Origin of the sequence: Nocardia yamanashiensis NBRC 100130, from assembly GCF_001613325.1 — a bacterium.
GTDB classification, from domain to species: Bacteria; Actinomycetota; Actinomycetes; order Mycobacteriales; family Mycobacteriaceae; genus Nocardia; species Nocardia yamanashiensis.
This window is the reverse complement of the sequence record NZ_BDCD01000002.1, coordinates 134,525-156,337: the sequence shown is the minus strand read 5'-3', so window position 1 is coordinate 156,337 and position 21,813 is coordinate 134,525. Positions and strand designations below refer to the sequence as shown.

General features: G+C 69.0%; 23 protein-coding genes. 8 read left to right on the top strand and 15 right to left on the bottom strand.

The features are described from left to right. Nucleotides 1-76 precede the first annotated feature (76 nt). Both NY1_RS00775 and NY1_RS00770 read left to right on the top strand, forming a co-directional pair. Nucleotides 77-1,483 (top strand): MFS transporter, encoded by a 1,407-nt coding sequence (locus NY1_RS00775; RefSeq protein ID WP_067706645.1) that lies wholly within the window; start codon nt 77-79, stop codon nt 1,481-1,483. A 295-nt stretch (nt 1,484-1,778) separates the two neighbouring features. Then, complete coding sequence (locus tag NY1_RS00770) at nt 1,779-2,291, top strand: CGNR zinc finger domain-containing protein (protein ID WP_067706641.1); 513 nt, start codon at nt 1,779-1,781, stop codon at nt 2,289-2,291. Nucleotide 2,292: 1 nt separating this feature from the next. Here the strand turns inward: NY1_RS00770 and NY1_RS00765 are convergent, their stop codons facing one another. The 14 genes from NY1_RS00765 to pgsA all read right to left on the bottom strand — a co-directional run bounded on the left by NY1_RS00765 (nt 2,293) and on the right by pgsA (nt 14,821). Next, nucleotides 2,293-2,484, bottom strand: coding sequence for a DUF3046 domain-containing protein (locus NY1_RS00765; RefSeq protein ID WP_067706639.1), 192 nt, complete (start codon nt 2,482-2,484; stop codon nt 2,293-2,295). Between the two features lie 93 nt (nt 2,485-2,577). Continuing rightward, nucleotides 2,578-3,741, bottom strand: coding sequence for a glycosyltransferase (locus NY1_RS00760; protein ID WP_067706636.1), 1,164 nt, complete (start codon nt 3,739-3,741; stop codon nt 2,578-2,580). Between the two features lie 159 nt (nt 3,742-3,900). Continuing rightward, entirely contained in the window at nt 3,901-4,614 is a 714-nt protein-coding gene (locus NY1_RS00755) for a PIG-L deacetylase family protein (RefSeq protein ID WP_067706633.1), read from the bottom strand. A 116-nt stretch (nt 4,615-4,730) separates the two neighbouring features. Beyond that, nucleotides 4,731-5,882, bottom strand: a complete 1,152-nt coding sequence (locus NY1_RS00750) for an ROK family transcriptional regulator (protein WP_067706630.1) — start codon at nt 5,880-5,882, stop codon at nt 4,731-4,733. Between the two features lie 45 nt (nt 5,883-5,927). Continuing rightward, a complete protein-coding gene (locus NY1_RS00745; protein WP_218028274.1) occupies nt 5,928-7,361 on the bottom strand; it encodes a sugar ABC transporter permease in 1,434 nt (477 codons plus the stop codon). Beyond that, nucleotides 7,358-8,131 carry an ATP-binding cassette domain-containing protein gene (locus NY1_RS00740; RefSeq protein WP_067706627.1) on the bottom strand — a complete coding sequence of 258 codons (774 nt, stop codon included), beginning with the start codon at nt 8,129-8,131 and terminating at the stop codon, nt 7,358-7,360. The genes NY1_RS00745 and NY1_RS00740 overlap by 4 nt, the downstream gene beginning before the upstream one ends. An 11-nt stretch (nt 8,132-8,142) precedes the next feature. Further along, nucleotides 8,143-9,306 (bottom strand): sugar ABC transporter substrate-binding protein, encoded by a 1,164-nt coding sequence (locus NY1_RS00735; protein ID WP_084534497.1) that lies wholly within the window; start codon nt 9,304-9,306, stop codon nt 8,143-8,145. Between the two features lie 120 nt (nt 9,307-9,426). After that, nucleotides 9,427-10,377, bottom strand: a complete 951-nt coding sequence (locus NY1_RS00730) for an NADP-dependent oxidoreductase (protein ID WP_067706624.1) — start codon at nt 10,375-10,377, stop codon at nt 9,427-9,429. Between the two features lie 122 nt (nt 10,378-10,499). Next, the gene (locus NY1_RS00725) at nt 10,500-10,721 is read right to left on the bottom strand and encodes a hypothetical protein (RefSeq protein WP_067706621.1); all 222 of its coding nucleotides are present in this window, start codon (nt 10,719-10,721) and stop codon (nt 10,500-10,502) included. A 130-nt stretch (nt 10,722-10,851) separates the two neighbouring features. Next, nucleotides 10,852-12,033 (bottom strand): phage shock envelope stress response protein PspM, encoded by a 1,182-nt coding sequence (pspM, locus tag NY1_RS44335; RefSeq protein WP_084534496.1) that lies wholly within the window; start codon nt 12,031-12,033, stop codon nt 10,852-10,854. Between the two features lie 30 nt (nt 12,034-12,063). Further along, nucleotides 12,064-12,891: a phage shock protein PspA gene (gene pspA / locus NY1_RS00715; protein WP_067706618.1), complete on the bottom strand. Its 828-nt coding sequence runs from the start codon at nt 12,889-12,891 to the stop codon at nt 12,064-12,066. A 192-nt stretch (nt 12,892-13,083) separates the two neighbouring features. Beyond that, complete coding sequence (locus tag NY1_RS00710; RefSeq protein ID WP_067706616.1) at nt 13,084-13,440, bottom strand: helix-turn-helix domain-containing protein; 357 nt, start codon at nt 13,438-13,440, stop codon at nt 13,084-13,086. 81 nt (nt 13,441-13,521) lie between these two features. Continuing rightward, nucleotides 13,522-14,052 carry a CinA family protein gene (locus NY1_RS00705; protein ID WP_067706613.1) on the bottom strand — a complete coding sequence of 177 codons (531 nt, stop codon included), beginning with the start codon at nt 14,050-14,052 and terminating at the stop codon, nt 13,522-13,524. Nucleotides 14,053-14,071: 19 nt separating this feature from the next. After that, nucleotides 14,072-14,821 (bottom strand): CDP-diacylglycerol--glycerol-3-phosphate 3-phosphatidyltransferase, encoded by a 750-nt coding sequence (gene pgsA, locus NY1_RS00700; protein WP_084534495.1) that lies wholly within the window; start codon nt 14,819-14,821, stop codon nt 14,072-14,074. Nucleotides 14,822-14,896: 75 nt separating this feature from the next. Here pgsA and NY1_RS00695 point away from each other — a divergent pair, with 75 nt between their 5' ends. Together NY1_RS00695 and NY1_RS00690 are read left to right on the top strand one after the other, a co-directional pair. Further along, entirely contained in the window at nt 14,897-15,439 is a 543-nt protein-coding gene (locus tag NY1_RS00695; protein ID WP_067706610.1) for an amino-acid N-acetyltransferase, read from the top strand. 38 nt (nt 15,440-15,477) lie between these two features. Continuing rightward, a complete protein-coding gene (locus tag NY1_RS00690) occupies nt 15,478-15,765 on the top strand; it encodes a YciI family protein (RefSeq protein ID WP_067706608.1) in 288 nt (95 codons plus the stop codon). A 10-nt stretch (nt 15,766-15,775) separates the two neighbouring features. Here the strand turns inward: NY1_RS00690 and NY1_RS00685 are convergent, their stop codons facing one another. Beyond that, a complete protein-coding gene (locus NY1_RS00685; RefSeq protein ID WP_067707735.1) occupies nt 15,776-16,603 on the bottom strand; it encodes a helix-turn-helix domain-containing protein in 828 nt (275 codons plus the stop codon). A gap of 111 nt (nt 16,604-16,714) precedes the next feature. Between NY1_RS00685 and NY1_RS00680 the strand changes: the two genes are divergently transcribed. From NY1_RS00680 to NY1_RS00665, 4 genes are all read left to right on the top strand, one after another. Beyond that, complete coding sequence (locus tag NY1_RS00680) at nt 16,715-17,416, top strand: SDR family NAD(P)-dependent oxidoreductase (protein WP_067706605.1); 702 nt, start codon at nt 16,715-16,717, stop codon at nt 17,414-17,416. A 44-nt stretch (nt 17,417-17,460) separates the two neighbouring features. Then, entirely contained in the window at nt 17,461-18,330 is an 870-nt protein-coding gene (locus NY1_RS00675) for a helix-turn-helix domain-containing protein (protein ID WP_233434153.1), read from the top strand. Nucleotides 18,331-18,337: 7 nt separating this feature from the next. Beyond that, nucleotides 18,338-19,456 (top strand): serine hydrolase domain-containing protein, encoded by a 1,119-nt coding sequence (locus tag NY1_RS00670; protein WP_067706601.1) that lies wholly within the window; start codon nt 18,338-18,340, stop codon nt 19,454-19,456. 163 nt (nt 19,457-19,619) lie between these two features. After that, nucleotides 19,620-21,809, top strand: coding sequence for a serine/threonine-protein kinase (locus NY1_RS00665; protein ID WP_233434152.1), 2,190 nt, complete (start codon nt 19,620-19,622; stop codon nt 21,807-21,809). Nucleotides 21,810-21,813 lie beyond the last annotated feature (4 nt).

Sequence of the window (21,813 nt, the reverse complement as noted above, 5' to 3'; positions counted from 1 at the left end):
GGCGCTACGGCTATGTAGATCCGAGCGCGACCTCCACGCTTGGTGACGAAATCGTTCGTCTCTGCCGGAGGTTCCCATGCGGAAATGGCTTCCCCTCTTCGCGGCGTGCCTGGGCACGCTCATGCTGCTCATCGACGTCACCATCGTGAATGTCGCGCTCCCCGATATCGCCGTCGATCTCGGCACCGGCCTGTCCGGCCTGCAGTGGATCGTGGACGGCTATGCCCTCGCGCTGGCGGCCCTGCTGCTGGTGCTGGGCTCCCTCGCCGACCGGGTCGGTGCGAAGCCGGTCTATCTGGCCGGGCTGGCGGTCTTCACCGCCGCCTCGCTGGCCTGCGGAATGGCCGGTGACGCAAGCGTTCTGGTGGCCTCCCGGATCGCGCAGGGCATCGGCGGCGCGGCCATGTTCGCGACCACCCTGTCCCTGTTGCATGCCACCTACACCGGCCGCGATCGCGGGGTGGCGTTCGGCGCGTGGGGCGCGATCGCCGGTGTGGCAGCGGGTTTGGGCACCGTGCTCGGCGGCGTGCTCACCGATCTGCTGTCCTGGCGCTGGATCTTCTTCGTCAATCTGCCCCTCGCGGCGGTGACGATCACCTTGTCCGCCTTGGTGTTCCCGGCTTCGCCGCGGCACGCGGGCAGCAAGGTGGATCTGCCCGGCATGCTGGCCTTCGCGGCCGCCGCGACCGGCGTCACCTTCGGCATCATCCGGGCCGGTGAACACGGCTGGAGCGACGGTGGCGCGCTGACCGCGCTGGCGGCGGGCGCGCTGGCCGTCGCCGTGTTCGTGGCGATCGAATCCCGCAGCGCCGCACCGATGTTCCCCCTCGCGCTGCTGCGCAATCGCGTGTTCAGCGGCACCCTGCTGAACGCGTCCGGCCAGACCTTCGCCGCCTTCGCCTCCTCTCCACTGCTGTCGCTGTGGTTGCAGCAGCAGCTGCACCTGTCGCCGCTGCGCGCCGGCCTGGCCATGCTGCCGATGGCGCTGACCGCATTCCTGGTGTCGGGCCTGGCCGGTCGCCTCCTGCACGAGGTGCCCGCCGCGTACACGGTCGGCCTGGGCTTGGTGGTGGTCGGCGCGGGTTCGGCGCTGCTCACCTTCATCGACGCCGGATCTTCCTGGGCGGCAATCGTTCCCGGTTTCGTGGTGATCGGCGCGGGCATCGGCGTCAATGCCCCGGCCCTGGTCTCCACCGGCATGGCGGCCGTGGAACCCCGGCAGTCCGGTGTCGCGGCCGGTGCGGTGAACACCGCCCGTCAGCTCGGCATCGCACTGGGAGTCGCGGTGCTGGGCACCGTGTTCCGCGATGTGGCGGGGACCGCCCAGCCCCTGCCGCTGCCCGATTTCGTGAGCGGCCTGGACGCGGCCGTGGCGGTGGCGGGCGCGGTCGGCATCGCCTTCGGCCTAGTCTCGTTCGCCCTGTTGCGCCGCCCGCGCACCGGCGCTCCGGAAGCGCCGCAGCGTCCGGCACTGGTCGGCTGAAGCCGGTGGAACAACGGAAATGCCTGCCGGAGAAGGTTCTCCGGCAGGCATTCCGCTTTGCGGCGGCCCTACCTGACACACCTGCGCAGGATCGTCGAGTCGTCCACCGCCGCAAACCCGGCCGCCGTCCACATCGTCAGAATGCGGGCCACGGGGAAGATATAACCGATTCGGTTTGTTTGACAGGTTAGAAATTACCCACACACGGATACGACTGTCAACCTTCATAATGCATTTGACAGGTTAGAAAGGAGGCGTTGCGCCGATGCCGAGCCCGCGACGGTTACCCTCAGGCGTGCCCGATCCACGCCCTCACCTCGGCGAACCACTCGCCCTGGACCTGCTCAACACCCGCTACATCACGGCGGAGGGACCCCAGGATCTGCTCATCGACACCGATGGACTGGCCGCCTGGCTGGCCGACAACGACCTCGCCCTGCCCGCGGACGAGCAGACCTTGCGCGCCGTGGTCACCGCGCGCGAGGCGATTCTGCGCACGGTGCGCGGGGAGTCCAGCGACGAACTGAACGCCGTCCTGGACCACGGCCGCATCCGGCGCACCCTCACCGCCACCGGCCCCGCCGACACCCCCGACGTGCGGCAGCCGGAATGGCTACCGGGCTGGCTGGCCGCCGACAATCTGCTGCGACTGCTGGCCGACGCCCCCGACCGGATCAAGCAGTGCGCACACCCCAATTGCGTGCTGTGGTTCCACGACACCTCGAAGAACGGCACCCGCCGCTGGCATTCCATGGCCACCTGCGGCAATCGCGCGAAGGCCGCCCGCCACTACGCCCGCAACGCCTGATTCACCAGCGCGACTGCGGCACATCGAATTCCGCGCACAGTGCCCGCCACACGTCCCGCGGGTCCACCCCCGCCTCGATGGCGGCCGCCCCCGTCTTCCCGATCGAAGGCAATACATGATCGGCGAGCAGCGCATCACCCCGCGCCGTCCCGAACTCGCCATGCAACAGCTCCTGGAACACCGTCAATCGCACGGCCGCGAGCCTACGCCACCGGCGTGATCAGCCCACGAGTGGCACATGAGGGAGGGGATATGCCCGGATTCTCCGCGGTGGTGTGCCACTCGTTCAGCCGGCCCGGGTGGCGGTTCGGGCTTCGTGGCAGATCTGGATGGGGTCGGAGACCACGGACGCGCCGGCGGCGGCCGAGCGGGCGGCGGTGGTGAAGGAGTTCTCGGTGAGGATGCGGGAGACCGCGTCCCGGACCGCTTCGGGGGTGAGGGGGCGGATGAAGAGGGAACTGCCTTGGCGGGCTGCGCGATTCGCCAGTTCCCATTGGTCGCCGCCGCCGGGGACGGTGATGATGGGGACGCCGGACAGCAGGGATTTGGCGAGCAGGCCGTGACCGCCGCCGCCGATCACCAGGGCTGCGTGGCGCAGTAGTTCGTCCTGGCGGCCCAAACCCGCTGTGGCCCAGGGCGGCAGGTGCGCGGGCGGGGTGTCGAGGGTGGAGACGGCGACGCGGACGTTCGCGCCTTCGAGGGCTTCCAATACGAGGTCGGCCATGCCGGTGACGCCGGTGTGCGCGGTCGACGGGGCCACCATGATCAGGGGCTCGTCGCCGGGCGGCAGGTCCAGGATGTGATCGGTGGGCTCCCAGAGCAGCGGGCCGACCAGGTGGGCGTTGTCCGGCCAGTCGGGACGCGGGACCTCGAGCGCCGGGAGCGTGGCTACCAGCCGGGCGGCGGGTCCGGGATCCTCGGCGGGCAGCCCGATGCTCACCCGGGCCTGCTCACGTTGCAGTTCGCCGCGCCGCACGGCACGCGAGGACAGACCACGCAGTACGGAGTCGCGGGCGCGGCCACGCATGCCCTCCCCCGCCGCGAGCCCACTTCCGATGGGCGGCAGGGCTTTCGACTGGAGATACAGCGGATGCGGGGACAGCTCCACCCACGGCACGCCGAGCCGCTCCGCCGCCATCCCGCCACCGGCGGTCAGCACATCCGATACGACCAGCTCGGGGAGCATAGCGCTCAAATCGGGCAGGATCTCGGTCGAAATATGCGCCGCGCGTTGATGAATCCGCGCCCCCGCATCGGCGTCATCGTCCTCGGCCCGCGGCGCCAGCCCCTTCAGCCGCCGCACCCCGATCCCGGCATCGCGCGCCGCGTCGAACCAGCGCGGACTGGTGAACAGCACCGGATCATCGCCCGCCTGAAGAAACCGCAGGCACAACGCGATCGCCGGAAAGGCATGTCCCGGATCAGGCCCGGCCACCACAGCTACACGCACGCATGAAGGCTAACTCCCCCGCCTCCCCGGGACTTCAGCGCCCAGCCCGGGAGCCGTTCGCTGTTGGGGACGCGTGCCAGCGGTTGGGAGCCGAGACTATTTCGGGCGTTCCCGGGGAGTTACCCGCATCTTGCGAGATCAGTTGTTGCGTTTCGCAGGTCAGGCGCTGAAGTAGTACAGCTCGAAGCTGATCGCGTTGGGAGCGTCGAAGCCCTCCTTCGGTCCGGCGCTCATTTCGAGGACGGCGCGAGCCTGGGACTCAACGGGCTCGTCACTCAAGGCTTCGAGGTACCGGCGGTGGGCGGTGAGGGATTCGACGGCGATGTCCATGGTGGCGGAGACGTCAACCGCGTGGCTGCCGTCGGGGACGCCGTAGACAGCGGCCCAGCGCGGCGAATGCGGGGGCAGATCGGCGAGTTCGGGGTGGATCCACTCATTACCGGCGTCGGAGACGGCATCCAGGGCGGCGCGCCCGACAGCGCGATGGTCGGCACTGTTGGCGTAGCCGCGAGCCCAGACGTCCCCGAAGTTGAACAGCACCACCATTTCCGGGCGATGGCGGCGGATAGCGCCCGCGATATCGCGGCGCAGGCCCAGAGATTCCTCGATGCGGCCGTCGGCATGCTCGAGGAATTCGACCTCGCTCACCCCAACGATCTTGGCACTGGCCAGTTCCTCGGCCTCGCGCAGCGGCCCGGCCTCGGCAGGCGGCATCCCGGCAATACCCGCTTCACCGCGACTGGCCAGCAGATAGCGAATGTCCTTGCCCTGCCGCGTCCAGCGAGCCACCGCGGCGGCCGCCCCGTACTCGATGTCGTCAGGGTGCGCGACGATGATCAGTCCACGCTGCCAGTCCTCGGGAAGCTGCTCCATACCCGAAATTCAACCACCACCGGCCAAGGCAGCACCGCCGTCCACCGGATCGGAAAAGCGGCTCCGGATCCGTGCCCTAGCGCCTCGGCCCGGGGTTCATCCGAATCCGCTGTGGCTCAGAGCATTCCGAGGACGTCTTCGAAGGCGGCTTCGGCTGCGCCGAGGAGTTTCAGGTCGGGGCCGAGGGTGGACTTCTCGAGGCGGATGCCGCCGAGGGCGCGGCTGACCATGCTGCGGCGGCGGACCTCGTCGGCGACCTGGGCGATGGCCGGATCGGGCAGGGCGGCGAAGAGGTCGCCGAGGACGAGGAGTTCGGGGCCGAGGATGTTCACGACATTGACCAGGCCGAGGGTCATCCATTCGAGGTAGTCGGCCAGTTCGGGCGTGCAATCGCCGTGCCGGGTACGCAGTTCGGCGACGATCGCGCCGCGCGGGGCGTGTTCGGGCAGGCCGAGGGCGCGGCACAGGGCGGCTTGGCCGACCTCGGTTTCCCAGCAGCCGATATTGCCGCAATGGCAGGGACGACCGCCGGGCCGCACCGTCATATGGCCGATCTCGCCGAGGTATCCGGCGGAACCGCGCAGCGGCGAGCCTTGCGCGATGAGCCCGCCGCCCACGCCGATATCGGCCGTCACATAGACCGCGTCCGACGCGCCCTGCCCCGCACCGCGCAAATGCTCTGCGAGCGCACCCAATTCGGCATCGTTGCCGACCACCACCGGAACCCCCAGCACCGCCCGCATACGCTGCCCGAGCGCCACATCACCCCAGGCCAGATTGGCGGCGGTGTGCACCAGCCCGTCGGCGCGCCGCACCACACCGGGCACCGACACGCCCACCGCCACCGGCCGCAGCCCCAGATCCCCCGCCAGCAGCGCCGCCGATTCCGCGACATGGGTGATGACCTCGTCGGGTTCCCGTTGCCGCCCATGCAGATTCCAGCTGTTGCGGCCCAGGATCTGCCCGCCGAACCCGACCAGCGCGATCCCGGCGTGTTCGGCCGTCACATCCACCGCCAGCACCACCGCGGCCTGCGGCTGCGGCAGCACCAGCAGCGAGGGACGGCCCGCGCCGCGCGCCAGCCGCGGCACCTTCTCCTCCACCAGTCCGGCCTCGGCCAGCCCGTCCACCAGCATTTTGATGGTGGAACGGTTCAGGCCGAGCTCGGTGGCCAGGGCGGCCCGGGTGGCGGGGCCGCCGGCGTGCAGCAGGCGCAGCAGACTGGCGCGATTGAAACGGCGTACCTCGTCCGGGCGTGCGACGGTCATGAGTGCAGCGGGACGGTCATGGACTCAGGAATACCATTGCGGCGCTCACGATTGCGCGATCGCCGCGCGGCGTCTCGAGAGCGCGTCCACCGTGGCCGCCAGCAAAAGCACCAGACCGGTCACTATGGAAACCACGGCGGCGGGCTGCGAGAGCAGGCCGAGCCCGTTCGACACCACGGCCAGCACCGCACCGCCGATCACCGCGTCCGCCACCCGCCCGCGCCCGCCGAACAGCGAGGTCCCGCCGATCACGGCCGCGCCGACCGCGAACAGCAGCGTGTTCAGCCCGCCCGCCTGCGGATCGACCGAGCCGACCTTGGACGAGTAGACGATCGCGCCGACCGCCGCGCACGAGGAGCAGATGACGAAAACGCTTGCGCGCAAACGGGTCACGTCGATGCCCGCCCGCCGCGCCGCTTCGGCATTGCCGCCGACCGCGTAGATGTGGCGGCCGTAGGTGGTGCGGTTGAGCACGTAGGTACCCGCCACCAGCAGCACCAGCACGATCGGCACCACGTACGGCACGCCGGAGATCACGATGAGCGAGTTCGGTGACCGGTTCACGGTGAGCAGGGCGGTCACCACGATCGCGAATCCGCTGAGCGCCACCACTTTCGCGACCACCAGCGGCGTCGGCGCGGTGACCAGGCCCCGCCGCCGTCGCAGCAGATGCCCGCCCAGCGTGACCGCCGTATAGCCGCCGGCGGCCACCACGCACAGGATCCAGCTGCCGACGGTGGACAGATTCCCGTTCGCCACCTGATCGAGCACGTGCGAGGAGCTGATGCCCAATACCCCGCCCTCCCCGATCAATTGGAGGATCACGCCCTGCCAGGTCAGGAACAGCGCCAGGGTCACGACGAACGACGGCATCCCGATCTTCGCGATCAGGAACCCGGTGATGCACCCGATGGCCGCGCCCACGCACACCGCCAGCAGCATCTCCACCCACGGATTGGCCTTGAACCCGATCAGCGTCACCGCCATCCCGAGCAGCGACAACGCCACCCCCGGCCAGATCCGCAGCAGCGCCGCCAGTACCGCGCCCAGCACCAGCAGCGCGTTGAACACGAAGAACACCGTGGAACCCATGCCGTCGAGCAGGTTCCCGTCCTTCACGTAATGCATGGCCAGCACCGCCCCCGCCACCCCGGACGCGGTCCCCGCCGACAGATCGATCTCCCCGATCAGCAGCACGTACACGATCCCGATGGCGATGATCGTCTGCCCCGCGCCCTGCGCCAGCAGATTCGCGATGTTGTTGAGCGAGAAGAACACATCCGACATGATCGAGAACAGCACCACCAGCGCCACCAGCCCGAGCAGCGCCGGCAATGACCCGATCTCCCCGCCCCGCAACCGCATCACGTAGTCGCGCAAGGCTTCCCGCGTGGACAGGGTGGTGGTGTCGATCCCGAAATCGGTTACCGCGGTATTGCTTTCGGATTCGCCGGTCTTGTTCGCCAGATCGTCGCTCACAGGACCACCGCCTCGGGCCGGGCGAGGCCGAGGTCGCCGGAACGGCCGGCGGTGATCAGCTCCACCACTTGGGAGTGCGTGACGTCGGCGGTGCGTACCTCGGCGGCCATGCGCCCCAGGTAGAGCACCGCGATGCGGTCCGCGACCTCGAACACGTCGGCCAGGTTGTGGCTGATCAGCACCACGCCGAGGCCCTGTTCGGCGAGCCGCCGGACCAGGTCGAGCACCTGCCGGGTCTGCGCCACGCCGAGCGCGGCGGTCGGCTCGTCCAGCAGCACCAGATTGCTGTTCCACAGCACGGCTTTGGCGATGGCCACGGTCTGACGCTGCCCGCCGGACAGCGAGGCCACCGGCGTACGCACCGATTTCACGGTGCGCACGCCGAGCGAGGCGAGGGTGCGGCGGGCCGCCTCCTCCATGCTCGCCTCGTCCAGCAGCCACGGTTTCCCGCGTTCGCGGCCGAGGAACATATTGGCCACGATGTCGAGATTGTCGGCCAGCGCCAGATCCTGGTAGACCACCTCGATCCCGAGCGCCGCCGCGTCCTTGGGTCCGCGCAGGTGCACCGGTTCGCCCCGGAATCGCACCTCGCCGGAATCCGAATCATGGATTCCGGCAACGCATTTCACCAAGGTGGTCTTGCCCGCGCCATTGTCCCCGACCAGCGCGGTGACCTGCCCGGCGGGCACGGTGAAATCCACATCGTGCAGCACGTGCACCGGGCCGAAGCTCTTGTTCAGCCCGGTGATTCGCAGCAGCGGCTCGCTCATGGCCCTACCCCTCAGGCGATGCCGAGCTCGGTGCAGGCGGACTTGACGTCACCGGTGCACAGATCGCCGGCCTTCACGAAACCGGCGTCGGTGACCTGCTTGACGTCCGCGCGCAGGATGGTCTGCGGCGGCAGCAGCACCGATTTCACGTCCCGCTTGCCCTTGGGATCCTGGCTGACCGCGGTGGCCAACGCGTCCGCGGCGGATTTGTCGCCCTTGGCCAGCGCCACCGCGAGTTTCGCGGCCGCCTGCGCCTCTTCGCGGATCGGCTTGAACACCGTCATGTACTGGTCGCCGCGCAGTACCGCCTTGAGCCCGTCGGCGGTGGCGTCCTGTCCGGTCACCGGTACCTTGCCGTTGAGGCCGTTCTTCTTCAGCACGGTGATGACCGCGCCGGCCAGCCCGTCATTGGCCGCCACCACGCCGTCGACCTTGCCGCCGTTGCCGGTCAGGATCTGCTCGAAGGTGTTGCCGCCCTTCTGATTGTCCCAGCCGTCGATGGCCTGGCTGCGCACCAGTTTCAGGGTGCCCGCGTCGTAGAGCGGCTGCAGCACCTTCTGCTGGCCCTGATGGAACAGGGTGGCGTTGTTGTCGGTCGGCGCGCCCTCGATCTCGATGACCGAGGCGGCGGGCTTGTCCTTCAACGCGGTGGCGAGGGCCTGGCCCTGGAGTTCGCCGACCTTCACATTGTCGAAAGACACGTAGTAGTCGGAGGATCCGCCGAGATTGAGCCGGTCGTAGTCGATGGTCGGAATGCCCGACTTCTTGGCCTTGGCCGCGACGGCGCTGCCCACCTCGCTGTTGATCGAGGCGATGACCAGCACCTTCACCCCCTTGGCGATCATGCCGTCGGCGAGGGTGCTGAATTTCTGCACATCGCCCTGCGCGTTCTGCACGTCGGCGTCGAAACCCTCGGCGCGCAGGGCTTCCTGGAGCATCGGTTTGTCGAAGGATTCCCAGCGGGCCGAGGTGGCGGTCTCGGGCAGGATGACGCCGACCGTCCCGTTCCCGCCTCCCCCACCGGATGACGTTCCGGGCGTGTCGTTACTGCTGGAGTTGGAACCGCAGGCGGTGAGCGTGAGCAGTCCGGTGAGTGCCAGCGCGCAGCCCGCGAACAGCGGGCCGCGCCGGGTACGGGCGGAACCATGCTGTGTGAAGGGGGTTTTCGTCCTCATCAGGGTGACCTTTCGAGCGGCGGCCACCGGCTTGCGGCCGCACACCGATCAATATGTTGTGCCCGACAACATATGTGACTCGGTCCGCCCTGATGGGACGATTCACCGAATTCGCCTCGGCTATCCGCGCTTCGGCAGTAGAACGACCTTTCCACCCGCGTGTCCGTCGCGCACGAATTCGTGGGCGGCGGCGACTTCGTCCAAGGGGTAGGTCGCGGCGATGGTGACCTCGAGCTTGCCCGCGGCGGCGGCAGGCACCAGTTCGCGCCAGGCATTGCCGCGGATCTCGGTGCCCGGATCCGCGCCGGGGCCGGCGCCGAGGATCTGGATGCCGGTATCGGCGCGGCCGAAGGCGACGATGGTGGCGATGCGGGAACGGTCGGCCACCAGTTCCAGGGAGACGTCGACCGCCTCGTCACTGCCGACGGTGTCGATGGCGACGTCGACGCCGCCGGGGGCCAGCGCCCGCACCCGATCGCCCAGTCCCGGACCGTATTCCACCGGTTCCACGCCGTAGCCGCGCAGGCGTTCGTGCCGTCCGGCCGACGCGGTGCCGATGACGCGGGCGCCGCGGGCCACCGCGAGCTGCGCGGCGAGCGCGCCGACGCTGCCGGCCGCGCCGTGCACCAGGACCGTGTCACCGGCCGCGACCCGGGTGGCCGCGAGCAGGTGCACCGCCGTGCCGCCCGTGCTGAGCAGACCGGACGCCACCTCCCAGCTCAATTCGGCGGGCTTGGGCACGGTTTTGGCGGCGGGCAGCGTGACGACACCGGCGTAAGCGCCTTCGGCCCTGCCGATCACCTCGTCACCGACGCGCACCGGACCGGCGGGCCCTTCGGCATCGGGGCCGACCGCGGTGACCACGCCGGAGAATTCCAGGCCGAGCCGGAGGGGCAGGGCGTTCGGGTCGGTGCCGAACGCACCGCTGTAACGCTTGTAGTCGAACGGGTTCACGCCCGCCGCACGGACTTCCACGGTGACCTGACCGGTGCCCGGTTCGGGAACATCGACATCGATCAGCGACAACACTTCCGGGCCACCGTAGGCGGTGGCGACAACAGCAGTAGCCATGCCGCCGACAACGAACGGGCGGACGATCCGATTCCCGGGATGCGCCGCACCCGGCGAAAAGCCCGGGCACCCCCACTCTCGTGGGCGGCCCGGGCTTCCGATGTCCGGTCGCGCGGCCTGCGCTACAGCTTGCCGATGGGCGACTTGTCCGAGCCGGACAGCGCCTTGTACAGCAGGTAGAGGCCGAAGACGACGGCGCTGATCACCAGGATCGGGAACAGACCCTTGATCAGTGCGCCGATGATCGCGAGCGCGATCCAGATGACCGCGACAACGCCGATGATCTTCCACAGCATGACAATCCTCCCGAAGGTTTCCGAACCGGCGTCCGCGCGATCCGACACCTACCATCCTGACCGCTCCCGGCCAGGAAATCACCAGGTCAGCACCGATATCGGGGAAAGTTCAGGGTAGACCCTGAGGGGACGATCCGGCGTGCGCGAGCATTCCGGACAACAACCCCGAGGGCAGGATCTATGCCCGGTACCGCTCGTCGGCCAGATCGGTGAGCGCCTGCGCCCAGCCGTCCAGGCGATCGGCCGCATCCCGCAGATGCACCATCGCCCAGCCGAGATCATCTGCGATAGCGGCGCTCTCGGGCACCGCGAGCACCCGCGCCGCCGCCGCGACCATGCCCTCGAACTCGACCACCCCACCGTCGAGCCGGGTGGCGACGGCCTGAACATGGCCCACCAGAATCGAATCCCGGCCACCGAGCGCCCCCGCCGCCCGCTCCATGGCCACCATGTCGGCAGCCAAGGCATGCAACGCCGCCGCGCCCGAGGCCGCCGTCTCCAGGGTGTCGTTCAAATCGTCTTCGGGCAGCCGCCCCGATCGGGCGATCTGATCACCCAGGCCGTGCAGGGCACGTTCGGCACGAACCAATCGCGCGATGGACGCCCGAGCCGCCGACCGCAACGGCGGCAGCTTCCGAGGCGCGAACGACGCCTGCGGCAGGGGTTCCTTACGCAGCTGCAAATACCGCTTGGCTGTGACCGCGGTGCCGGTCACCAGGGCCACCGCACCACCGCCCACCACGATGACCGCCCAAGCCGGAGCCGAGATCAACACCAGCCCAACGGTTCCGGCGGTGGTCAACCCACCGGCAGTGCCCAGCCGCAAACTCCGCCGCCTAGTACGCCGCCGCTTCCGCAACTCCCGCTCCCGCGGATCGGCCCACTTCCGCACCGCGAACAGCGCATGCTCACCAACCTCCCGAAGCGTGTCCGGCACCCGCCGCGCCAACTCCTCCGGCTCGACTCCGCTGGGCGCCAGCATCTCCCGCACCACTTGCGTCGCCCGCTCCCGCCGCTTCACCGGATTGTCGTGCGGCGCAGCGAAGCTCGGTCCGCGGGAGCCGGTGTCGGCGCGAGCGGGGTCCGGGTAGCGCGGCGCGGGGGCCGGATTCGGCATCGGGTCGGTGAGGTGCGCCGGGTTCGGGAGCGGCGCGGTGGGGTTCGGCGGGCGAGCCGGGTCCGCGGGCATGCGGGCAGTATCGCGCGGGGGTACGACAGAAACCTCGGGCGCGGGATTCGCGGCCGGGAAGACGGTGGGGAGGCCGGGGATCGGCTCGGGGCGTTGCGGTTCGGGACGCGGGCGGCGGCGGAAACGCGCGCGGGAGACCGCGGGGTCGTTGTCGGCCCGCGATCTCCCCATCAGTGCAACGCCTTTCGAGAACTGCCGAGCTTACTGCTGGGCGGCCTGGCCCTTGTCGAACTGGGGCTGGGCCGGGTTGGCGGCGGTCTGGCCCTGGTTCAGCTGCTGCTGGTTGCCGGCGGCGGGCAGGGTGTCGCCGCGCATGGAGGCACGGATCTGCTCGAGACGGCTGTGGCCGGCCATCTGGATGGAGGCCTGCTGTACCTCCATCATGCGGCCCTGCACCGAGTTCTGGGCCAGTTCGGCGGCGCCGAGGGCATTGGCGTACCGGCGTTCGATCTTCTCGCGCACCGCGTCCAGGCTCGGGGTGGTGCCGGGGGCCGAGAGGGTGGAGTCCATCTGCTGCAAGGAGGCGGAGACCTGCTCCTGCATCTTGGCCTGCTCCAGCTGGGACAGCAGCTTGGTGCGCTCGGCGACCTTCTGCTGCAGCAGCATGGCGTTCTGCTCGACGGCCTTCTTGGCCTGCGCGGCGGCCTGCAGCGACTGATCGTGCAGCACCTTCAGGTCCTCGACGGCCTGCTCGGCGGTGACCAGCTGCGCGGCGAAAGCCTCGGCGGCATTGGTGTACTGGATGGCTTTCTCGGTGTCGCCCGCGCCCGCGGCCTGGTCGGCCAGCATGACCGCCTGGCGCGCATTGGCATTGAGCTTCTCGACCTCGTCCAGCTGGCGGTTGAGCTTCATCTCCAGCTGCCGCTGGTTGCCGATGACCGATGCGGCCTGCTGCGACAGGGCCTGATGCTGCCGCTGGGCTTCCTCGATGGCCTGCTGGATCTGCACCTTCGGATCCGCATGCTCTTCGATCTTGGAATCGAAGAGGGCCATCATGTACTTCCAGGCCTTGACGAACGGATTAGCCATCGATTGATCCCGCCTCCATGTGACGTGCCGCGCGCCGTCGTGGTGCGCGGCATGATGCGCGACCCTCACGCATCCCTGTTGTCCCTGTCCAACTGTTGCTCAGCAGCCGTGCCGGAGACTTTTGCGGCTGCACGACGTCTCCGGCACGAAGCCTACAGAGAATTTATCCCTTTCGGATCCACCGCACAGCGCTCACTTGGCGGCCACCAGCACCAGCCGGTCCGACTTGGGCGCCGGAATGACGATCCGGGGCGCGGCGGACAGGGCCGCGACCGCGGGCGTACTCGCCTTGGCCGCAGCCACACTCGCCTTGCGGTCGGCGTCCGCCATGGCGGAGCTGACGTCGAAGAGCACCTGGGCCAGCGGCACGTCCAGGGCCTGGCAGATGGCGGCCAGCAGTTCGCTGGAAGCCTCCTTGCGCCCGCGCTCCACCTCGGACAGATACCCCAGACTCACGCGCGCCGAGGTGGAGACCTCGCGCAAGGTCCGGCCCTGGGCGACCCGAGCGCGCCGCAGACTTTCCCCGATCGCTTCTCGCAGCAGCGTCATCTCGTTCTCCTCACACTCGTCTCGCCGGACCCAGCGTCTGACTGGACAACGTCCGGCGTCGGCCGCGCGTTCCCGGCCTGCTCACCCGCCCCGAATTCCCCGGACGAGCTCGGTGACCGCGGCACGGACCGCACCCACCCTGATCGTCCACCGGTCTCCCGACAGTTTCAACCGGATCACCTCGGTTCCCTCGGGTCCGGCTATACCCAGGAATACCGTGCCGACCGGGCATTCGTCTTGCGGTTCGGGTCCGGCGACGCCGGTGAGTCCCAAACCCCAGTCCGCGCCACAGCGATTGCGGGCGCCCACCGCCAGTTGCTCGGCGGTACTCGCCGCCACCGCTCCGTCGCTGGTCAGCGTGTCCGCACTCACATCGGCGAGGGTGCTTTTCAGGTCGGTGGCGTAGACGATCAGTCCACCCCGCAACACGGCGCTCGCCCCCGGAATTCCCGCGATGGTGGCGGACAGCAGCCCGGCGGTCAGCGATTCCGCGGTGGCGACGGTCTGCCCGGCGGCCTTCAGCGCGCCGACCAGCTCGGCGGCCTCGGGCACGTCGTCGAGCAACGGGTCACGGTGAACAGGTAACTGCCTGGCGTCCGGTGCGGTCGCCATATGCGGGGCGGGTACCTGTTCAGGCGGCACGGCGGCCGCCGGGCGAACCGAACCACAGCCGCGCGGCCTGGCCCACGTAGTCGAGCCCGGTGCCGACGGTGAGCACCACCGCCACGTACATCAATGCCGTTCCGGCCGTGGCGAATCCGCCGGAGAGCGGCAGCAACAGCGCGGCGATCGCCACCGACTGCACCAGCGTCTTGAGCTTGCCGCCGCGTCCGGCCGGGATCACGCCGCGGCGCACCACCGCCAGCCGCAGCAGCGTCACGCCCACTTCCCGGGCGATGATCACCAGCGTCATCCACCACGGCAGATCGCCCAGCATGGACAGCCCGATCAGCGCCGCCCCGATCAGGGCCTTGTCGGCGATCGGATCCATGAGTTTGCCGAAATCGGTGACCAGACCGTACTTCCGGGCCAGCTGCCCGTCGATGCGATCGGTGATGGCCGCGATGCCGAACAGCGCGGCCGCGCCCCAGCGCCAGCCCGGATCGTGCCCGCCGCCGGCGAACAACGCCATCAGGAACAGCGGCACGATCAGGATGCGTAGCACGGTCAGCACATTGGCGATATTCATCAGCGGCACCGCCGCCGGCTCTATCTGCTGGGTCGCCGCCGGCTCCACCCGGGGCCCCGGCTCCCCGTGGGTGATCGGCACGAACCCCGGCCGGCTCGGACCGGCATCGGCCCAGCGACCTTCCACCTCGTCACGCTGCACCGTCACCAGCGCCCCCACCGGCCGCGGCACCGGCCATGGTTTCCGGACCATTCCGGTATGCGAGGGGACTGGATGTACGACACACCACCAAGCCTATCGGTACGAGGGCCGACTACTGTGCACCCCATGACAACACGGGCACCTCACAGCGGTTCAGCGGACGGCGAGACGACGGCGCGGCCGCTCGTGCGCCGCGCGCGAACCTCGGATGTGCCGCAGATCAAGAACCTCATCGACATCTACGCCGGCAAGATCCTCCTGGAAAAGAACCTGGTCACGCTGTACGAGGCGGTTCAGGAGTTCTGGGTCGCGGAGCAGCACGGCACGCTGGTGGGCTGTGGGGCGCTGCACGTGCTGTGGGCGGATCTGGGCGAGGTGCGCACCGTGGCGGTGCACCCGGACATCAAGGGCACCGGCGCGGGCCGCCTGATCGTGGAACAGCTGGTGGCGGTCGCGCGGGAGCTGGAACTGAAGCGGTTGTTCGTACTGACCTTCGAGGTGGATTTCTTCGGCCGGCACGGGTTCGTGGAGATCGAGGGCACCCCGGTGACCGCCGAGGTCTACGCCGAGATGTGCCGCTCCTACGACACCGGTGTCGCGGAGTTCCTGGATTTGAGCTACGTCAAGCCGAACACGCTCGGGAATACTCGAATGCTGTTGACGCTCTGACTTCTTCGCATCACTCCACCGATCAGAAAGTTCGCATCGTGCCGATCTTCGCCGTCCACTACACCTACACCGATGCCACCGCCGCGGCCCGCCTGGAGAACCGCCCGGCCCATCGCGCCTTCCTCAACAATCTCGTCGACCAGGGCACCATCCTGACCAGCGGCCCGTACACCGACGGCAGCGGCGCGCTGATCCTGTTCCGCGCCGAGAACATCGAAGTGGTGGAGAAGCTGCTGCCGGAGGACCCGTTCGCCACCCTCGGCCTGATCGAGGCCAAGCGCGTGGTCGAGTGGCTGCCGGTGATGGGCACCTTCTCCGAGGAGTGAACCGGCCCGGCTAGCCGACCGCGACTGCGGTGAGCAGCGCGAGACGTTCGGCGTCCGCGCTGCCCGGCTCGGCGGTGTCGATCATGATCCGCAGATCGCAGCCCGCGACGGTCAGCACCGCGCAGTCCAGGGTGAGCTCACCGGCGGTCGGATGGTCGATGGTCTTGACCGTGACGTCGTAACCGGCGACCGTGCCGGATTCCCAGAGCGCGGCGAAGCGGGCGCTGTGCGTGCGCAGGTCGGCGACGAGTTCCCGGAGGCGACGGTCGGCGGGATAGCGCAGTCCGGCATCGCGCAGGTCGGAGACGAGCGCGGTTTCGAGAGCCGCCAGGGTTTCCGGCGCGTACCGGCCCACCGAGCCGGGGCCGACGAAATGCCGCCAGACGCGATTGCGGGCCCGGCCCTGCCAGTCCGCCGGATCGCCCAGTAGCGCCGCGCAGGCCGGATTCGCTTGCAGCAGGGTCCAGGACGCGTCGAAGACGGCGACCGGGATGCCCGCCAGCCGATCCAGCATGCGCTGCACGGCGGGCGGGATGACGGTGGGCACGGTGCCTGGTTCCGGCAGGACGAGCCCGGCCAGCCGGTAGAGGTGGCCGCGCTCGTCCGGCGACAGCCGCAGGGCCCGCGCCAGCGCTTCGACGACCTGCGGCGAGGGATTGGAAGCGCGACCCTGTTCGAGCCGGGTGACGTAGTCGACCGAGATCCCGGCCAGCAGCGCCAATTCCTCACGCCGCAATCCGGGCGCGCGCCGGGCGCCGACCGCGGGCAGTCCGGCGGCATCGGGCGATGCCTGATCACGCCAGCGCCGCAGCGCGATACCGAATTCCGCCGAAGCCATGGGATTCATTGTGCCCGCGCATCGTATCGGCGGTTCGGACTGCCTGGTATCGGCAGTCCCAGGAAGATCAGTCGACTGGTTGATCCGCCGGTGCGGCACGAGCCTGAATTCATGACGACGACACTCATCACCGGCGCGAACAAAGGCCTCGGATTCGAAACCGCCCGACGGCTCACCGAGGCGGGTCACACCGTCTACCTGGGCAGCCGTGATGCCGAACGAGGACAGGCCGCCGCCGCCCGAATCGGCGCTCGCGCAGTGCAATTGGACGTCACCGACGACTCATCTGTAGATGCGGCGGCGAAACTCATTGCGGCGGAGGGCGGCCTGGACGTGCTCATCAACAATGCCGGCATCGATGTCGAGGGCAACGGCGCGGTGGATCTCGCCGACGTCACCGCCGACATGCTGCGAACGGTCTTCGACACCAACGTCTTCGGCATAGTGCGCGTCGTGCACGCCTTCTTGCCGTTGCTCCGGAAATCACCCGCACCGGTCATCGTGAACGTCAGCAGTTCCCTGGCTTCGATGACACGCAGCACAACCCCGGGCACCAATGCCCACGCCTATCCCGGCCTGTCCTATCCCGCGTCGAAAACCGCGGTCAATCGCATCACCGTGCAATACGCGAAGGCCTTCCCCGATATCCGGATCAACGCGGTCGAACCCGGCTACACCGCAACCGATCTCAACGCCCACGCCGGACACCAGACCGTGCGCGAAGGCGCCGAAATCATCGTGCGAATGGCGCAGCTGGACCGCAACGGCCCGACCGGCGGCTATTTCGACGCCGCCGGCCCCCTGCCCTGGTGAAGCGCACCGTGCAGTGATGCTTGTGAGCGTCGTAGCCTGGAGCGGTGAGCATCCAGGACTTCGGCCTCGACCCGCGGATGAGCTGGGATTTCGCGGGTCCGGCCGCGGGCGCGCCCCCGGGGACCACGATCATCGGGTACCGCGATACCGGCGCGGCCGGGGTGGATCTGCGTGTGGCGGGGACGGCGGCGGTGACCGTGCTGATCGAGTTCGGCGGGCGCGGGCTGACGGTCGACGATGTGGCCGGGCGGCGGGAGCTCGGCGGGTTCGTGGCCGGGCTGCCCGTCGAGCCCATGCGGATTCGCGCCGACCGCGCGGAGTGCGTCGAGATTCGCCTGTCGCCGATCCAGGCGTATGCGTTCTTGGGTGTCGCCCCAAAGGATTTGGGCCGGGGCGCGCTCGACCTGGACGAGCTCTGGGGCGAGCGGGCCCGGCGGCTGCGGGAGCGGCTGGCAGCAGTACGGAGCTGGGAGGAACGGTTCACGGTGACGAAATCGTTTCTGGCACAGGGTGACCGGGCGCCCGCGATCGATCCGGAGGTGCTGGCGGGTTGGAATCGTATTCTCGGGTCCGGGGGCCAGGTGCGGATCGGTGAGCTGGCCGACTACGTGGGCTGGAGCCATAAGCGGTTGTGGTCGCGGTTCGAATCGCAGATCGGGCTGACCCCGAAGCGCGCCGCCATGCTGGTTCGCTTCCGGTCCGCGGTGGACGGTCTGCTGGCGGGTCGGCGGGCCGTCGACGTGGCCCTGGACTGCGGTTATACCGATCAAGCGCATCTGTGTCGCGACGTGGCGCTGTTCGCGAACCGCTCGCCCGGCGTGCTGGCCACCCATTACCTGCCCGATATCGCCCGGTACCGGTATCGGGCGTGGGGAAAATTCTTCCAATACCCGGAGCCCGCGCGCGCCCGATAGTCGGTGTGTGAACGACACCCTGAACCCCGAAAAGCTACAGTCCGCGCTCGATGCCATCCACCACGCGGGCATTCCCGGAGCCTTCGCCGAGGTCCGCCGTCGTGGTGAAATCTGGAGTGCCGCAAGCGGAGTCGCCGATCTCGACACCGGGCGTCCCGTCACCCCGGAGATGCGGCACCGCGTCGGCAGCATCACCAAGACCTTCACCGCCGCCGCCGTGCTGCGCCTGGTCGACGCCGGGGAGATCGGCCTCGACGATCCGATCGGCCGCTACCTGCCGCAGCTGGTGCCGGGTGATCGGGGCACGGCGATCACGGTCCGCATGCTGATCAACCACACCAGCGGTCTCGCCGAGTACCTCCCGCACGCCTACCCGTCCCTGGCGGCCTTCCCGATGGTGGCGAAAACGACCCCGGCCAGCCTCGACGACAGCCGCTTCACCCGGTTCGACCCCGAGGAGCTGATCGCCCCCGGCGTGGCCGCGCCCGCCGTCGGCGTCCCGGGCGGCTCCCCCGGCGTCTATTCGAACACCAACTACCTGCTCCTGTGCCGGCTCCTGGAGCTGATCACCGGCGCCTCGGCGGAGAAACACATCACCCGCGACGTCATCGAACGCGCCGGGCTGCGCGATACCGAACTGCCCACCGAGCCCGATATCCACGGCCCACATTCCCGCCATTACGAATCCTGGTTCGGCATGATCGACCCGCCGCGCGACTTCAGCGTCTACGACATGTCGTTCGTGGGCCCGGCCGCCTCGCTGATCTCCACCGTCGCGGACCTGAACACCTTCTTCGGCCTGCTGCTCGCGGGCGAAATCGTCAGCCGCGAGGCCCTGACCGCGATGCAGACCGCCGTCCCGGTCATCTCCTTCGAACTGAAGTCCATCGAATACGGTCTCGGCCTGCACAAACAGCACCTGCCCGGGCTCGGAATCCATTGGGGCCACGACGGTTCCGTATGGGGCGGCGGCGCGATAGCGCTGATCAGCGACAATGGCGAACGCCAGGTATCGCTGGCGGTGAACCTGCAACGCTGGAACCGCCTCGACGGCATCGGGGTGCCGCAACCCCATCCCATCGACAATGCGCTGCAGTCGTTCCTCCGGGCAGCGCTGGGCGATTGACCCCCGGGTGATCTTCACCTGCGCAATTCCGTCGCCTTCCGGTTGCCGGGGAAATACCATGGACCCACGCACGAGGGGAGGGCGGATTGTGATGTGGCACGATTCTCCGCTCCGGCCAGGCCGCGCCGACCAGGGGGTTATCAGCGCACGGACGGGGCTGGCGGTGGCGGTGGCGCGCTACGCCGAGGCGTGGGAAACGGGTCCGGGCATGCCGGACCCGGCCGCGTTCCTGCCCGAGACGGCCGGGCTGCGGACCGCGGTGCTGATCGAATTGATCAAGGTGGATCTCCAGCAGCGCGGGCGGCGCGGGGCGGTCAAACGGCTGTCCGAGTACGTGGCGGAATTCCCCGAATTGCAGCGCATTTCGCTGCCGCCGGATCTGCTGTACGAGGAATATCACTGCCTGCTGCACAGCGGCGTGACCGTCGACGCGACCGAGTACGCGGAGTCCATCCGGGTCGATCTCGCGACCGGCGACTATCGGAGCACGCTCATTTCCCAGCCGCGCGCCTTCGGTGAGATGGAGCAGCTGGCCGCCGGGGAGAACGTCGACGATTTCGAACTGCTGCTGATGCTCGGTTCCGGGGCGTTCGCGCGGGTCTTCCTGGCCCGGCAGCGCTCGATGGAGCGGCTGGTCGCCTTGAAGATCTCGCACAATCACGGCGTCGAACCGCAGATTCTCGCGCAGCTCGACCATCCGCATATCGTGCGCGTCTACGATATGCGGCTGCTCGCGGACCGCGATCTCAAGCTCATGTACATGGAGTACGTGGCGGGCGGGACGCTGCTGAACGTGCTGCGCCGGTGCGGGGATATTCCGCCGGAGAAACGCGACGGGCGGACTTTGCTGACGGCCATCGACGAAGTCCTCGAAGCGAAGGGCGTGCATCCGGCCGACACCGGGGTGCGGGACGAAATCGCGGCGCTGTCCTGGCCGGAAACCGTGGCCTGGCTGGGACGCGGACTGGCCGACGCCCTGGATTATTCGGCCGAGCACGGCATCCTGCACCGGGATATCAAACCCGCGAACGTGCTGTTGACGGCCGAGGGCGTGCCGAAACTGGCCGACTTCAATGTGGGATTCAGCAATCACATCGCCGGGGTCAGCCCGATCGCGTATTTCGGCGGTTCGCTGGCCTATATGTCGCCCGAGCAATTGGCGGCCTGCCATCCGCAATTGCCGGAGCGGGCCGAGGATCTGGATCAGCGCAGCGATATCTATTCTCTCGGCGTGCTGCTGTGGGAATTGCTCACCGGCCACCGGCCTTTCGCCGACGAGATCAATGCCGGGGACACCGCGAATTCGCTGGACGGCATGCTGCGGCGCCGGCACGACGGACTCGACGAGCACGCCTTCGCCGAACTGCCGGCCGACTGCCCGGCGACGCTGCGCCGCGTGCTGCGGACCTGTCTCGCGCCCGACCGCGAGGACCGCTGGGCGAGCAGCGCCGAACTGGTGCAGCAGTTCGAACTCTGCCTCGACACCCGCGCCCGCGATCTGGTCGATCCGCCGCGCGGCAGTGCGCGAGAACGCCTGGCGCCCTTGCCGATCGCCAGCGCCGCGCTGCTGGCCGGGCAGCTGCTCGCGGTGCTCTACCTGTACGCGCACAATCAGGTGCTGCTGGACATTCACCTGCCCGCCGCGCGGCGCTCCGGGTACATGACCTTCGCCTTCATCGCCGGCAGCATCATCCAGACGGTGTTCACCGGGCTCGTGCTGTATCTGGCGCGGGATGTGATCATCGTGCCGCGCGGTATGCGCCGGGGTATCCGCTACGACCCGGCCCGGGTGACCCACACCCGCGAATTGACCTTGCGCTGCGGCGATCTCATCGCGGTGATCGTCATGACCGGCTGGGTGCTGGCGCTGATCCCGCTCGGCGGCGCGGTATTGGTGATCGGCGACCTGCCCCCGCCGCTGCTGGCCGACATCTTCGCCTCGCACCTGGTGAGCGGCGCGGTGGCGGCCGTGTTCCCGTACTTCCTGGTCACCTTCCATGTGGTGCGCTGGTACTACCCCGGCCTGCTGCTGTACGGGACGAGCGGCGACACCGACACCCGGCAGCTGGCCGCGCTGTCCCGGCGGACGACGCGGAAACTGCTGCTGGCGGCCGTGATTCCGCCATTGGGCGCGGTGGCCGGTGCGATCTTCCTCGATGCGGCGGACCTGCACCGGGTGATCGGCCCGGTGCTGGCGCTGACGGCCATCGGCGCGGTGGTGTTCGTGCTGTCCTTCGGGCTGTATCGCATCCTGCAGGCGGATCTGGTGGCGCTGCGCTGGACCATGATGTCGGCCGGGCCGCACGGCCGGGTGCCGCGCGATATCCGGGCGGCCTGGCTGACTCAGGCCTGACGGT

Bases quoted from the DNA above. Each gene is read 5' to 3' on its own strand.
- NY1_RS00750 (WP_067706630.1), bottom strand. From the start codon at position 5,882: ATGACCGTCGCACGCCCGGACGAGGTACGCCGTTTCAATCGCGCCAGT.
- pgsA (WP_084534495.1), bottom strand. From the start codon at position 14,821: ATGGTCCGGAAACCATGGCCGGTGCCGCGGCCGGTGGGGGCGCTGGTG.
- pspA (WP_067706618.1), bottom strand. From the start codon at position 12,891: ATGGCTAATCCGTTCGTCAAGGCCTGGAAGTACATGATGGCCCTCTTC.
- NY1_RS00730 (WP_067706624.1), bottom strand. From the start codon at position 10,377: ATGGCTACTGCTGTTGTCGCCACCGCCTACGGTGGCCCGGAAGTGTTG.
- NY1_RS00695 (WP_067706610.1), top strand. From the start codon at position 14,897: ATGACAACACGGGCACCTCACAGCGGTTCAGCGGACGGCGAGACGACG.
- NY1_RS00685 (WP_067707735.1), bottom strand. From the start codon at position 16,603: ATGGCTTCGGCGGAATTCGGTATCGCGCTGCGGCGCTGGCGTGATCAG.
- NY1_RS00680 (WP_067706605.1), top strand. From the start codon at position 16,715: ATGACGACGACACTCATCACCGGCGCGAACAAAGGCCTCGGATTCGAA.
- NY1_RS00710 (WP_067706616.1), bottom strand. From the start codon at position 13,440: ATGACGCTGCTGCGAGAAGCGATCGGGGAAAGTCTGCGGCGCGCTCGG.
- NY1_RS00775 (WP_067706645.1), top strand. From the start codon at position 77: ATGCGGAAATGGCTTCCCCTCTTCGCGGCGTGCCTGGGCACGCTCATG.
- NY1_RS00735 (WP_084534497.1), bottom strand. From the start codon at position 9,306: ATGAGGACGAAAACCCCCTTCACACAGCATGGTTCCGCCCGTACCCGG.
- NY1_RS00755 (WP_067706633.1), bottom strand. From the start codon at position 4,614: ATGGAGCAGCTTCCCGAGGACTGGCAGCGTGGACTGATCATCGTCGCG.
- NY1_RS00705 (WP_067706613.1), bottom strand. From the start codon at position 14,052: ATGGCGACCGCACCGGACGCCAGGCAGTTACCTGTTCACCGTGACCCG.
- pspM (WP_084534496.1), bottom strand. From the start codon at position 12,033: ATGGGGAGATCGCGGGCCGACAACGACCCCGCGGTCTCCCGCGCGCGT.
- NY1_RS00740 (WP_067706627.1), bottom strand. From the start codon at position 8,131: ATGAGCGAGCCGCTGCTGCGAATCACCGGGCTGAACAAGAGCTTCGGC.